The 13,147-nt window shown below is 43.6% G+C and carries 15 protein-coding genes; all 15 read right to left on the bottom strand.

Going from position 1 to position 13,147, the window contains the following annotated elements; all coding sequences use genetic code 11:
- Position 1: 1 nt before the first annotated feature.
- Positions 2–1,309: a 3-phosphoshikimate 1-carboxyvinyltransferase gene (gene aroA / locus PGH26_RS05700; protein WP_323693039.1), complete on the bottom strand. Its 1,308-nt coding sequence runs from the start codon at positions 1,307–1,309 to the stop codon at positions 2–4.
- A gap of 14 nt (positions 1,310–1,323) precedes the next feature.
- Positions 1,324–2,436, bottom strand: coding sequence for a prephenate dehydrogenase (locus tag PGH26_RS05695; protein WP_323693038.1), 1,113 nt, complete (start codon positions 2,434–2,436; stop codon positions 1,324–1,326).
- Positions 2,437–2,440: 4 nt separating this feature from the next.
- A complete protein-coding gene (gene hisC / locus PGH26_RS05690) occupies positions 2,441–3,532 on the bottom strand; it encodes a histidinol-phosphate transaminase (protein ID WP_323693037.1) in 1,092 nt (363 codons plus the stop codon).
- 25 nt (positions 3,533–3,557) lie between these two features.
- On the bottom strand, positions 3,558–3,923 hold the full coding sequence (gene aroH / locus PGH26_RS05685) for a chorismate mutase (protein ID WP_323693036.1): 366 nt from the start codon (positions 3,921–3,923) through the stop codon (positions 3,558–3,560).
- A 2-nt stretch (positions 3,924–3,925) separates the two neighbouring features.
- Positions 3,926–5,026: a 3-dehydroquinate synthase gene (gene aroB, locus PGH26_RS05680; RefSeq protein ID WP_323693035.1), complete on the bottom strand. Its 1,101-nt coding sequence runs from the start codon at positions 5,024–5,026 to the stop codon at positions 3,926–3,928.
- 3 nt (positions 5,027–5,029) lie between these two features.
- Positions 5,030–6,211, bottom strand: coding sequence for a chorismate synthase (gene aroC, locus PGH26_RS05675; RefSeq protein ID WP_323693034.1), 1,182 nt, complete (start codon positions 6,209–6,211; stop codon positions 5,030–5,032).
- A gap of 114 nt (positions 6,212–6,325) precedes the next feature.
- Positions 6,326–7,096, bottom strand: coding sequence for a CheR family methyltransferase (locus tag PGH26_RS05670; RefSeq protein ID WP_323693033.1), 771 nt, complete (start codon positions 7,094–7,096; stop codon positions 6,326–6,328).
- A gap of 78 nt (positions 7,097–7,174) precedes the next feature.
- The gene (ndk, locus tag PGH26_RS05665) at positions 7,175–7,621 is read right to left on the bottom strand and encodes a nucleoside-diphosphate kinase (RefSeq protein WP_323693032.1); all 447 of its coding nucleotides are present in this window, start codon (positions 7,619–7,621) and stop codon (positions 7,175–7,177) included.
- 99 nt (positions 7,622–7,720) lie between these two features.
- Entirely contained in the window at positions 7,721–8,695 is a 975-nt protein-coding gene (locus PGH26_RS05660) for a polyprenyl synthetase family protein (protein WP_323693031.1), read from the bottom strand.
- Positions 8,696–8,721: 26 nt separating this feature from the next.
- Positions 8,722–9,417: a demethylmenaquinone methyltransferase gene (locus PGH26_RS05655; RefSeq protein ID WP_323693030.1), complete on the bottom strand. Its 696-nt coding sequence runs from the start codon at positions 9,415–9,417 to the stop codon at positions 8,722–8,724.
- 27 nt (positions 9,418–9,444) lie between these two features.
- Complete coding sequence (locus tag PGH26_RS05650; protein WP_323693029.1) at positions 9,445–10,155, bottom strand: heptaprenyl diphosphate synthase component 1; 711 nt, start codon at positions 10,153–10,155, stop codon at positions 9,445–9,447.
- Positions 10,156–10,206: 51 nt separating this feature from the next.
- On the bottom strand, positions 10,207–10,428 hold the full coding sequence (mtrB, locus tag PGH26_RS05645) for a trp RNA-binding attenuation protein MtrB (protein ID WP_025784889.1): 222 nt from the start codon (positions 10,426–10,428) through the stop codon (positions 10,207–10,209).
- Positions 10,429–10,501: 73 nt separating this feature from the next.
- Positions 10,502–11,065 carry a GTP cyclohydrolase I FolE gene (gene folE / locus PGH26_RS05640; protein WP_323693028.1) on the bottom strand — a complete coding sequence of 188 codons (564 nt, stop codon included), beginning with the start codon at positions 11,063–11,065 and terminating at the stop codon, positions 10,502–10,504.
- Between the two features lie 161 nt (positions 11,066–11,226).
- Positions 11,227–11,499: an HU family DNA-binding protein gene (locus PGH26_RS05635; RefSeq protein ID WP_025784891.1), complete on the bottom strand. Its 273-nt coding sequence runs from the start codon at positions 11,497–11,499 to the stop codon at positions 11,227–11,229.
- Positions 11,500–11,652: 153 nt separating this feature from the next.
- Positions 11,653–13,131, bottom strand: a complete 1,479-nt coding sequence (gene spoIVA / locus PGH26_RS05630) for a stage IV sporulation protein A (protein WP_323693027.1) — start codon at positions 13,129–13,131, stop codon at positions 11,653–11,655.
- Between the last annotated feature and the right edge of the window lie 16 nt (positions 13,132–13,147).

Raw genomic sequence — 13,147 nt, 5'->3', positions numbered from 1 at the left:
ATTAGTGTTTCGAACGAGTCAATGAATCCAGATGTTCAAAGAATCCCGGATAAGAAACATTTATACAAGAAGCATCTTCTATCTGTACCGGTCCATCCGCTACTACAGATGAAATCGCAGCCATCATCCCCAATCGATGATCACCATGTGAACGCAGCATTCCGCCAGTCAGCTTGGTTGGACCTGTAATGCGCATGCCGTCAGGTGTTGGCTCTATGATGGCGCCTAACTTTTGTAATTCTGAACAAACTGCTTCGATTCTGTCTGTTTCTTTCACTCGAAGTTCTTCAGCATCTTTAATGACCGTTGTACCCGTTGCTTGTGTTGCGAGTAATGCAATCACAGGCAATTCATCGATAAGCCGCGGAATCATTGCGCCGCTAATTTCAATTGCATGTAAATCAGATGATTCTACCGTTAACTCGCCATATGGCTCGCCTTCTCCATTAACCCTTTCACCAAAGGATACTTTCGCCCCCATCTCTTGCAAAACGTCGATAATCCCAGTACGGGTAGGATTGAGACCTACTTCAAGAAAAGTAATCTTGCTCCCTGGAACCATTGCTGCAGCACACATGAAAAAAGCTGCTGAAGAAATATCTCCCGGTACTTTTACGTCACACGCTTGCAAAGACTGACCGCCAGCAATGGAGACTGAAGTTTCTTCAGATTGGACGCTGGCACCGAACTGGCGAAGCATTCTTTCTGTATGGTCACGGGAAACAGCTTTTTCAGTAACTAGTGTCGTTCCTTCTGCAGATAAACCGGCAAACAAAATAGCTGATTTAACTTGTGCACTTGCAATAGGCATCTCATAGGACATGGCTTTAAGCTTAGTACCTTCCACTGTCACTGGCAACGTCTCAGTTTCAGTGTTCCCTTTGAATCTAGCATTCATTTCATTTAACGGGGCGGTTACACGGCGCATTGGCCGTTTACGTAAATAACGATCTCCCGTAATTTCAGCAGTAACTGATGATCCCGCTAGAATACCAAGCAATAATCTAGCCGTGGTTCCCGAATTCCCAGCGTCCAGCGCTTCTACAGGGTTTTTCCATCCGCTGATGCCCGGACTTGTGACACTTACATCCGAACCGTTTCTTTCAATCTCCACTCCGAGCTGAGAGAAAATCCGAATGGTGGAAAGACAGTCTTCACCGGCTAGGAAGCCACTAATCGTTGTTTTCCCTTTTGCGATTGCGCCGAGCATGACAGCACGATGCGAAATTGATTTGTCACCTGGAACTCGAATTGTTCCATTCAAAGCTTCTCCATTAAAGGCAGCTGTGATCATGTCTATTTTCTCCATAAAAAGCACCTCCGTCAAAGTATTTGCATAGAGTACTCGGTTTCTTTCTCGAGTACTTGTGCAGCATTGTTTCGTTCTGCTGCAGAACGGAAGCTAATAACGAGAATTCCATATACATCTGTGCGCGTTTCAACAATTCTTATATTCGTTAAACTAATCTCGTTTGAAGCTAAGATCCGTGTGATTTCAGAAATCACACCTGGATGATCAGGGATATCTATATGAAGATCAAATTGCATATATAATGCACCTTGTGCTGCGTCTTGTGCAACCGATGGAAGATTGTCTCGGAAATGTTTTGCATCATCGAAGAACTGTTGAATCGAATCAGGATCACTCTCATTAAGCATTTTACGTACAGAGTGCATTTCGGATAGCCATCGATCCAGCTGATCCACTAGCTGTTCTTTGTTCTGAACTGTGATATCTCTCCACATAACCGGGTCCGCAGAAGCAATTCGTGTGAGATCACGGAAACCGCCAGCTGCCAATCGTCGCACGAAAGGCTGCCCCTGTTCTTGTGAAGACAGCATATTTACAAGCGATGACGCGATGATATGTGGAAAATGGCTGACTACTGCAGTCATTTGATCATGTTCAGCTGCATCTAACACAGCCAGCTTCCCTCGCGTCACGGTTAATAAAGTTTTCATGCGCTCGAGGTCATCTGGATGACCATTTTCTGCAGGCGTTAATACATAATAGGCATTTTCGAATAAATGCCCTATGGCTGCCGAGATTCCGCTTTTATGTGAACCCGCCATCGGATGTCCGCCAATAAAGGTAATTCCTTTTTCAATCAATCCTTGTGCTGCACTCATAATTGGTTTTTTGGTACTGCCTGTATCACTTACGATTACTGATGATTTCATGTCCCACGTTACAGCTTCCTGCAACAGTTGAACCGTGGCCGCAACAGGCACAGCGAATATTATATAGTCTGCTTCTTTTGCTGCAGCTTTAACCGACGGAGCAACGGAGTCAATGATTCCTCGCCGATACGCTTCATCGGCAGATTTATAGGAGCGGTCAAATCCTGTGATGATGAGTTCAGGATTACGTTTCAATGCTAACGCTAGAGATCCGCCAATTAAGCCTAGTCCGATAATAGATACATTAGTTGTCATATAATTACCCTCTATTTGTCATAAGTGTTTCGAACGCTTTGAAGAACCCATTATTTTGTTCTTCGGAACCGATAGTGACACGGATCCGATTTGGGGTTCCAAGCAGATTTCCGCTTCTTACAATATAGCCTTTTTGCAACAGCTTATCAGCTGCTTCATTTGCATCCATCGGCACTTCTATCAGAACAAAATTCGCTTCAGACGGGTTGATGTGCAGGTTGTGTTTTTCTGCAAACTGTTCAAAGCGCTTCCGCTGTTTTGCGTTCGCACTGCGACATTCGTCAATGAACGCCTGGTCTGCCAGAGCATGCTCTGCAACAAGGAGTGACAGGGAACTTGTATTAAACGGATTTCTGATTTTGTTAAGTTCTGAAATGACTTCAGTTGAGGCGATGCCATATCCCACACGGAATGAAGCAAGTCCGTACGCTTTAGAGAATGTTCGTAAAATCATGAGATTCGGGTATTCAGATAGCCATTCAATTGGATTTTCATAACTTGCCTCAGTTATGTATTCATAATACGCTTCATCCAAAACAGTAAGGATTGCAGGAGGTACTGAATCCAAAAACTTCTTTAATCGCTCAGATGATATGAGGTCGCCTGTTGGATTATTAGGGCTGCAGATCCAAATGACAGCTGTTGATGAGTCAATTTCATTTAGAAACCGATCTAAATCATGCTGCCCGTCTGTTAACGGAATTTCACGCACTTCTGCACCTTCAATTTTCGCGTTGTGGGCATATTGAGGAAATGATGGAGTTGGCATCAACGTATTTGTATCGCGATTTAAGAGTGCACGGCAAATGATTGTAATAAGATCGTCTGACCCGTTACCGAGGATCACATTCGTTTCATCCACACCTAATTTTTGAGCCAGTTTTGTTTTGAGCGGAGGAGCGGAGGTTTCAGGATACATTTCAACTTGAACACCTGAATCCATTAAAAGCTTCCGGACTGACGGTGCGCAGCCATATGGGTTTTCGTTAGACGCAAGTTTGACGATCTTTTCCAAGTCGAATTCTTTTTGGACATCTTCAATAGATCGTCCAGGTTTGTATGGCTTCATAGTTGCTAGTGCTGGTTTCCAATTCATTTGCGGACTCCCCCTAAATGCTGAATTATCTCTTAAGATCCGGCCTTAGCTGTACTGCTTCATTTTGATACACATGAACGACGTCCTGCTGTGACATTTCCGTATTGACGTGCATAAGTACGCGTATGCAAAGCGGCATTCCGCCAGACACATCCATTTCGTGCATGCACATCACAGGGACATATGTCCAGCCTTCAATTGTACGAACCGCTTTTGCGGGAAATGCAGACTGCACATCTACTGTAGTAGAGATGAGTACAGAAACAATATCATCAGCTTTCAACTTATTTTCTGATGCCATTGTTTGAACTAATTGCCCGGTTGCTTCTAAAACAGCTTGCTGTTCATCCTGACTTACAGTTGTTGCTCCCCTTACACCTCTCACTGTCATATTCACACTTCCTCCTTTATTCGCGACACAAAATCATGGTAAGACTGTTCACATTGAATTTCTGAAACTTTTTCGGTAAATGGGTTCCCCAGACTATGAAGCAAAACAAAGACCAGGTCCCCGGAAGATACTTTCTTATCTTTTCTCATGAATTCGAGCAGGGGTTTGAATTCAACATCCAGAATAGCTCGCATCGGATAACCTGCATGATTTGCAAAACGGATAAATCGATTTGTGAATTCCTTAGTGATTCCGCCATATGCCTCACTCATCAGAAAAGCATAAGCCATGCCGATCATGACACTCTCTCCGTGGCTGACTTTGCCAAACCCAAAATATGCTTCTACTGCATGGCCCAGAGTATGACCAAAGTTTAAAAATTTGCGGTTCCCGTGTTCGAATTCATCCTGCGCAACAATATCAGCTTTCACTCGAATGCCTCTTAACAGCTCGGCCGGTAACTCTTCTGCAGAAAAGTACGGGAAGTCAGAATTCAACAGCAATGACTCTGTCCAATCAGCATCCGAAATAATTGCATGCTTTATGAGTTCAGCCATTCCTGAACGCACTTCTCTCTTTGGAAGCGTCGTAAATAAGTCAGGCTGGAATAAAACACCCGCCGGCTGATGAAAGGATCCGACCATATTTTTTCCTTCAGGCATGTTAATCGCTGTTTTCCCGCCTACGGCACTGTCGTGAGCAAGAATTGTGGTCGGGCATTGAAGAAAAGGAATCCCTCTCATATACGTTGCAGCTACAAATCCCGTCAGATCACCGCAAGCTCCTCCGCCAAACGCAAGCAGAATAGATTGTCTTGTGAAATTTTTCTGAAGTAAAAACGAGTGACAACTGAAGAAATTATCTGCAGTTTTACAATCTTCTCCAGCTGGAAGGACATGTACCTCGAACGGTATCGCGGCTTTCTTTAACGCTTGTTCAAGTTTTCCGAGGTGGTAAGAGGCAGCCGCTGCATCTGCAAAAATCCCGACTTTGTCTGCATTGTCCAGTAAGTCTTTATACTCCGTGGCGAAAAGATCATATACCTTTTCGCCAATGTGGACGCCGTATGAAGTACTTTTAGTTTTCACGGTGAGTTGCTCCATCACTTAAAACTCCTTCGCGTATAGACGATACTGTTCGAGATCTTGTTTCAGTCCATCCATTTCAAATGAACGGAACTCTTCAATAATTACTTTAGCCAGCTCAGTTGCAATTACGTGCTCTGCAACAACCGAAGCAGCAGGCACCGCGCAAGGATCTGATCGCTCAATAGTTGCAGTAAATGGCTCCTTCGTATCAATATCAACACTTTCTAACGGTTTATATAGCGTGGGAATCGGCTTCATAACCCCACGGACAACAATCGGCATTCCGGTGGACATACCGCCTTCTAATCCGCCTAAACGATTCGACTTTCTGTAATACCCCTTCTCTTCTGACCACGCGATCTCGTCATGCACTTCACTTCCGAAGAGTTTCGCCATTTCAAACCCGATACCGAATTCGACGCCCTTAAACGCGTTAATCGACATCATCGCAGCGGCTAGACGCCCATCTAACTTACGATCGAATTGAGCATAGCTTCCCATTCCGGGGGGGCAGCCTTCGATGACAACTTCCACGACACCGCCTAAAGTGTCCCCACGCCCCTTTGCATCATCGATTGCTTCGACCATAGCTTGTGAAACCTTTGGGTCTGCACAGTACACAGCATCCGCTTCGACACGTGTACGAAGCTCTTCCATAGAAAGGTCAGCAGTTGAAGCAGAATCAGCACAAATACCTCCAATTTCAACTACATGTGCAACTGTATGAATGCCGAGTTCGCGTAAAAATTGTTTTGCCACCGCGCCAGCAGCTACACGCATCGTCGTCTCGCGCGCTGATGAACGCTCCAGAACGTTTCTAAGATCCCGGTGACCATATTTAATGCCGCCGACTAAGTCTGCATGACCAGGTCGGGGACGAGTAATCTGTCGTTTTATATCCTCAGGCCGAACATCCTCGGAAAGCGGTTCAATTCCCATAATAGATGTCCAATGCTTCCAATCATCGTTAACGACTGTTAACGTTACAGGCGATCCTAACGTTTTTCCGTGTCGGACACCAGACGAGATCACTACCCGATCTTTTTCGATCTGCATCCTCCGGCCACGTCCGTGCCCGCCCTGCCTGCGCGAAAGTTCTCTAGTAATCATTTCAGCGGTCAGCGGCAATTGCGCTGGCAATCCTTCAATAATTGCGGTCAATTCAGGACCATGCGATTCCCCTGCTGTTAATACTCTCATCTTGAAATCCCCCTTTTGATACTTGCTGAAATGCAACCATTGTTAGCACTTTACCAAACTACAGCATCGTTGACTACTTGTTTAAACAAAAAAATCCGGAAAAGTCCGGATTTTTCATATTTTCTTATAAAAAAAGGTGTCTTCCGATTCCAAGCCATACCTTTCGGGACTAAAAATTTGTTCAGTACTTCCAACGAAAAGAATTCCACCCGGCTTTAATGCTTTAGCGAAGTTCGTGTAAATTTGGTGTTTTGCTTCTTCAGTAAAGTAAATCATGACATTTCTGCAGACGATTAAGTCAAAGTCATTTCCATACGCATCATCCAGCAAGTTATGCTGCTTAAAAATAACCGTTTTCTTCACTTCATCTGTTACTTGGAAGAATTGGCCTTCTTGCTTAAAATACTTTTGTTTTACAGCTGCAGGTACTTCTTTCAAGGAACGTTCCGGATATAAACCGACCTTTGCTTTTTCGATAACACCATTATCCAAGTCAGTGGCTGAAATTGTAATTTCTTTCAGTGGCAAATGATTGGAGAGAACCATAGCCATGGAATAGGGTTCTTCACCTGTAGAACATGCAGCACTCCAGCATTTCAACTTTTTAGTTTTCTGCAAAAGCTGTGGAAGAATCTTTTTGTCCAACACATCCCACCGTTGCGAGTTCCTGTAAAATTCAGATACATTAATCGTCATTCGGTCCAGAAACTCATCCATCATAGTGCGATCACTGCGGATCACCTCAAAATATTCGGTAAAATTTTTACATCCTCTTTTTTCATAAAGCGAAGTAAGGCGTCTTTTCATCTGTGCTTCTTTATACAGAGATAAGTCGATTCCTGTTTTTTGCTTAACACTGGCGATAAATTTCGTGTAATCCGACAATTTTTTACCTCCATCCATCGAACAATTATGTATAACAAAAACAGCCGGCGGAACCCGCTAGGCTGTTTTTGCTTTGTATTAGTTGATCCAGCTGTTTACTGCTTTTTCGTAAGAAGAAAGTTCTTCTTCTTTGAAGAACAAACCGATTTCACGCTCTGCAGATTCTGGTGAATCTGAACCGTGAATGATGTTCTTTGCAACAGTGACTGCGAAATCACCGCGAATTGTTCCTGGTGCTGATTCCTTAGGGTTTGTAGCGCCCATCATAAGACGTGCAGTAGAGATGACGTTTTCGCCTTCCCATACCATAGCAAATACAGGACCAGAAGTAATGAAGTCAACAAGCTCGCCGAAGAACGGGCGCTCTTTGTGCTCACCGTAATGCTGCTCTGCAAGTTCTTGAGAAATTGTCATCAATTTCCCGCCAACCAGCTGATATCCTTTGCTTTCGAAACGATTTACGATTTCACCGATTAGACCGCGTTGAACGCCATCAGGTTTTACCATTAAAAATGTTTTTTCCATAATTCAATTACACTCCTTCATAGTGACAAATCGGGATTACCCTTACTGATCGTACCAAAGGTCAAGCGATCTTTCAATTTTTTCTTTTTCCGTGAGAATTTAAAAAGTTCGCTTTGCAAGAAAGTCAGCCACTTGTTCGAATGCTTTTTTCGCATCGCTATCCGGTAATGACCGAATCTCAGCTGTAGCTTTCTCCAAATACAAATCACTAACTTCGTGGGCTTTTTCAATTGCGCCGCTTTCCCGTATATAGCGCAGCATCTCAGTACGTTCCTTCTCAGACAGCGTCCCATCAAATGCTTTCGTCAAATACGGCTGAAATGCCAGTTCGTTTCGTATGTACAATATGGGTAACGTCAGGTGCCCGTTAAGGAGATCAGACCCCGCAGGTTTCCCTAACTGTTTGTCCGAAGACGTAAGATCTAATATATCGTCAACAATTTGGAATGCCATACCCGCATAATAGCCAAAGTTTCTTAATCTGCGCACCACTTCATCATCAGCATTAGAAATGAGAGCACCCAACTCGCAGCTAGAAGACAACAGAAGTGCCGTTTTCCGCTTAATACGTCGTAAGTAATCACGGAACGATTGATCCGTTCTTCTCTGATAATCAAATTGGATAATTTCACCTTTGCAAATCTCAAGCATGGTATCTGCTAACAATCGATGGACAGAAGCCATTTCAATTTCACCGATCGACGTCAAAGCGCGCGAAAAAATGAAGTCGCCCGTATACATTGCAACTCGATTATCCCACTTAGATTTTACAGTTTTACGGCCTCTTCTCATATTTGAATCGTCAATGACATCGTCATGTACGAGAGAGGCCATGTGAACAAGCTCCAAGGAAACAGCTACTTTAGCGGTTGTTTCCATCGAGTAATTTCCGAACTTTGAAGAAAGAAATACGAAAATTGGACGGATCCTTTTTCCTCCAGCCCTCAGCAAATGCATAGATGCTTGCTGAATAAGCGGAGAGTCCGATTGAACGGCATTCTCAAGCTCTTTCTCAATATAGATGAGTTCCTTTCGGAAATCTGTATATAATGCCATTGCCTTCAACTTTTCCAAAATGATTCCCTTCTCCCGCCTGCTTATTATTTGATCGCGATATGTCCAGCGGCTACTCCGCCGCTATATGGACGATAATCGACTTGAGTAAATCCAGCAGACTTAAACAGCTGAGCTAATTCCTCACGACCTGGGAATTCATCAGCAGATTCTTGAAGCCAAGAATACTCATTGTAACTTTTCGCGAACAGTTTTCCAAAAACCGGCATAATATAATTAAAATAAAGTCTGAATAATTGTCGATAACCAGGAATCTCTGATTGGGATGTTTCCAGGCATGCGACAATCCCGCCAGGTTTAACAACCCGGTACATCTCTTTCAGTGCTTTTTCATAATCAGGCACATTTCGTAAACCGAAACCGATTGTCACATAGTCAAATGTATGATCTTCAAACGGAAGCTCCATCGCATTCCCTTGAATCAGAGTAATATTCGGGTGCTTGTCCGTTTTAGGAGCAGCTGAAGTCAACATCGCATTGCTAAAATCCAGCCCTGTAACATGTCCTTCACTTCCTACCGACTGTGCCATAGAAATAGTCCAGTCAGCAGTGCCGCAGCAGACGTCTAAAGCCTTCGATCCCGCTTTTACGTTCATTCGCTTCATAATGTCTGCACGCCATTTTTTGTGCAAGTTAAAACTGATAACAGAATTCATCTTATCATAATCCGTTGATATCGATTCGAATACAGAATGCACTTTCTGTTCTTTAGATTGACTCAAGTGGAATCTCCTCTTTTCAATGTCAGCTTAGCACTTCATAGGGGTTACAATCTCTTGAATCACCTGTTGAAGCACCGGATGTAATGAACTTATTTGTTCAAGCTCATGATTGAGCGTTGGGAGAAGTATGTCCATTGCTTGTTGAATAATGGATTTATCAATAACAAATGCTTGCTGCTCTTCAGAATTAGCCATTCCATTCAGTTTAACAAACGTCAGCACTGTTTCGGTTAACGCCAGATAATCGCCAAAACCGTATGCGTTATAGAAAGTGGAAATACATCCTGATTCAATGACTTTTAATCTTTCCAGCAAAACCGAAGCGGTTGGACGGCGTTCTTGATGCAATGCCGTTTTTTGCTCGTTAATATGGGCAATCGTTTGGGACAATTCGCGAATAAAAGCAAACTCCCCGATTCCAGCTAAAATCCGATAATGAATTCCACTGAAATGATCACCAGCAAGAACTGTCAGCTGTTGTTCAGCAGACGTCGCATGAGCACTTTCAATGCGATCGTGAACATCAAGCGCAGCGTGAATCGCACCAATAGACAATGTAATCTTCCGAAGATTGTCTTCCTCATTTTTTTCGTTCACAATAGGCAGCAAAAGAAAAAAAGCTTTCATGGAGTCTACAGGGAAACGGCCAATTTCTCGCTTGAGAATGGATTCACGGAGTACATATTGCAAGTCATTTATATAGTTTTCTACAATTGAATTCAAATCGTGTTTATTCATCACCGTTTCTCCATTCCAAGGCATCTAACAAGTGAACGATGCAGGTTGCTGTTATGCTCTCTCTTCACTGGAGACAACCCCGTGCGCAGTTGTTATCTCTGCACTCCCACGGATTTTCATAGCGGATGTGTGTTCCGTAAACTGGGCAATCATCACTTCTCCACAGTCTAGTTTTTCCGTATGGTGGAATTTCGTGTCGTTTCCACGGGTTAACCCGATAACACTGACACCATCTTCTTTTGCTTTAATGACGATGTAATCTGGTGCAGTCATAGTTCTCTCTCCCGTCTTTCATATCTTACCTATCATATCATAGTTAAACAGCGATCCGCAAAGGACCGGGACCTTACTTTACGAGTGAAAGAATTTCCGACCGTTTCACATCGTCGTGTTCGTAAATTCCTCTTGCTGCAGTCGTAATCGTTTTCGAACCCGGCTTCTTAATGCCTCGCATTGTCATGCACATATGCTCAGCTTCTATGATGACGTAAACACCGAGCGGCTTCAACATCTCCATCATAGCGTCTGCAACCGTTGTCGTGATTCGTTCTTGCAGCTGTGGACGCTTAGCAGTGGATTCAACCGCTCTCGCTAATTTACTGAGTCCTGCCACAACACCGTCCCGAGGTATGTATGAAATATGGGCAACACCGAAAAATGGAACGAGATGATGCTCACACATTGAATAAAAAGGAATATCTTTTACCAGCACTACTTCTTCATGCTGTTCATGAAAAACGGTTTCAAAGTACATACGGGGATCATCCTTCATACCCTCGAATACTTCAGCATACATTTTCGCTACGCGCTTTGGTGTTTCCAACAATCCTTCGCGTTCTGGATCTTCACCGATCGCTTCGAGGATCATCGTGACCGCCTGTTCTATTTTTCCCACATTCACATCTTCCATCGGTGGAACCTCCTCTGATGCACATCTAGTCTTTCAAAATAGTAGCATACTCCCGGCGTTCAGTACAGTTGATGGCTCTGATAATATTTTACCTGCAAAACGGAAAGAAGCCCGCCAGCTTATCCGTTAAGGATATCTGACGAGCTTCTATGTAATTGAACTCACTTTACAGCATCTTTCAATGCTTTACCTGCTTTGAATGCAGGAACTTTGCTAGCTGCGATTTCAATTTCTTCTCCAGATTGAGGGTTACGGCCTTTACGAGCAGCACGCTCACGTACTTCGAAGTTACCGAAGCCGATCAATTGTACCTTCTCACCCTTTGAAAGAGCGTCTTGGATTGTTTCGAAAACAGTTTCAACAGCTTTTGTTGCATCTTTCTTAGAAAGACCTGCTGCTTCTGCTACGGAGTTGATCAATTCAGTTTTGTTCATCTCGTTCACCTCCTCTCAAACATTGGTAAACCTCTTTAACACTGTAAAAAGAGTAACATAACCATTTCTGCCGTGCAACAATATTGTGATCCGATTATTGCTTACTTATCCCAAAAACAGAAAAAAGACCCGCTGTAGACGGATCTTTACACGTTACACGATGAACGTCACCATACCTTTATTCCCTTCATTTACCATCTTTTCAATAGTCTCGCGCAGTCTTCGCCGTGCACTATTTGGTACCGCAGATGTCTTGAATCGAATACTTTCTTTTAGCACTTCATGCAGAGGTGTTCCAAACAATTGAGTCTCCCAAAGCGCGTCACGATCATGTAAGTAGGCATTCTTCAACTCTTTCAACAAATGATGACTATGGAACTCTGATCCGATGAGAGGAGCGAATTCTGCCTCCATGTCAATGCGAATCACGTGTAAAGCTGGAGCTGTCGCTTTCATGCGGACACCGTAAAATGAATCTTGCTTGATCAGTTCAGGCTGTGTCGGCTGGAAATCAGCAATTGTTGGCAGCGCTACGCCATATCCATCCTGTTTCGCAGTCTCAATCGCCTCTGCAAACATATCATAAGACTTTTTGGCTTTGACCGCTTCTTGGATGAACACCAGCCAATCTTTCTTTGTTTTCATCTCAGTATCCATGTATGACTCACAAACACCCAAGTAGGTTTGTTCATCGATTTTCAAATCGAGGATGGCCCGGCCTTTGCCTGCATCTACTTCAATAACTTCAGCGGATTTAATATAATCCTCTTCATTCAGGCGTTCCGCAAGTTGCTGGACCTTTCGGATTTTTGACGCTTCCAGAAACCCTTCATTAATTATTTCATCAATATTTGCATTCAAATAATGCTCTGACCCTAACACATCCATCCAGTCCGGTTTTTGAAGATCGATATGAGTGATTGGGAATTCATATAGAGCTTCCTTTAAGATCAGCTGAATTTCCTGGGCATTTAATTGATCCGCACTAATCGCAATGACAGGGACTCCATGTTCCTCTTGTAATTTCTGTTTCAGTTGAACCGTTTTCTCATGTGCCGGCATTTTGGAGTTCAGCACAATGACAAACGGCTTACCGATTTCCTTTAGTTTTGACACAATTTCAGTTTCCGCGGCCTCCGCCGAAGCTCTCGGAATATTATTTACTGTCCCGTCTGTTGTTAACAAAATCCCAATTGTTGAATGATCCCGAATGACCTTATCGGTTCCAATACGGGCGGCTTCTTCAAATGGAATCGGTTCATTATGCCACGGGGTATGGACGTATTTAGGTCCATCCTCATCCTCGTAGCCCTTCACACCGTCAATCACATAGCCTACACAGTCTGCCAATCGAATTTGAAAAGAGAGTTCGCCATCTCCAATTGAAACTGCGGTTCCTTGTGCTGGCACAAATTTCGGTTCAGCCGTCATAATGACTGGGCCTGGAGAGCTTTGTGGAAGCTCATCTTGCGCACGAGTCCGGTCTGCCTGCTCACTCATATTGGGGATAACTACTTCTTCCATAACCCGTTTAACAAAAGTGGATTTTCCGACACGAACAGGACCTACCACTCCGATATAAATATCGCCATCCGTTCGTCTCGCTAAGTTTTCATATAGTTCTTCTTTCATTTCCATCGTCCTCCTT

It is taken from the genome of Sporosarcina jeotgali, from assembly GCF_033304595.1.
Lineage (GTDB): Bacteria > Bacillota > Bacilli > Bacillales_A > Planococcaceae > Sporosarcina > Sporosarcina jeotgali.
This window is presented reverse-complemented; position numbering and strand designations above follow the sequence as displayed.

Coding starts and splice junctions, on each gene's coding strand:
- aroA (WP_323693039.1), bottom strand. CDS start 1,309: ATGGAGAAAATAGACATGATCACAGCTGCCTTTAATGGAGAAGCTTTG.
- PGH26_RS05695 (WP_323693038.1), bottom strand. CDS start 2,436: ATGACAACTAATGTATCTATTATCGGACTAGGCTTAATTGGCGGATCT.
- hisC (WP_323693037.1), bottom strand. CDS start 3,532: ATGAATTGGAAACCAGCACTAGCAACTATGAAGCCATACAAACCTGGA.
- aroH (WP_323693036.1), bottom strand. CDS start 3,923: ATGACAGTGAGAGGTGTAAGGGGAGCAACAACTGTAAGTCAGGATGAA.
- aroB (WP_323693035.1), bottom strand. CDS start 5,026: ATGGAGCAACTCACCGTGAAAACTAAAAGTACTTCATACGGCGTCCAC.
- aroC (WP_323693034.1), bottom strand. CDS start 6,211: ATGAGAGTATTAACAGCAGGGGAATCGCATGGTCCTGAATTGACCGCA.
- ndk (WP_323693032.1), bottom strand. CDS start 7,621: ATGGAAAAAACATTTTTAATGGTAAAACCTGATGGCGTTCAACGCGGT.
- PGH26_RS05650 (WP_323693029.1), bottom strand. CDS start 10,155: ATGAATAAACACGATTTGAATTCAATTGTAGAAAACTATATAAATGAC.
- mtrB (WP_025784889.1), bottom strand. CDS start 10,428: ATGACTGCACCAGATTACATCGTCATTAAAGCAAAAGAAGATGGTGTC.
- folE (WP_323693028.1), bottom strand. CDS start 11,065: ATGGAAGATGTGAATGTGGGAAAAATAGAACAGGCGGTCACGATGATC.
- PGH26_RS05635 (WP_025784891.1), bottom strand. CDS start 11,499: ATGAACAAAACTGAATTGATCAACTCCGTAGCAGAAGCAGCAGGTCTT.
- spoIVA (WP_323693027.1), bottom strand. CDS start 13,131: ATGAAAGAAGAACTATATGAAAACTTAGCGAGACGAACGGATGGCGAT.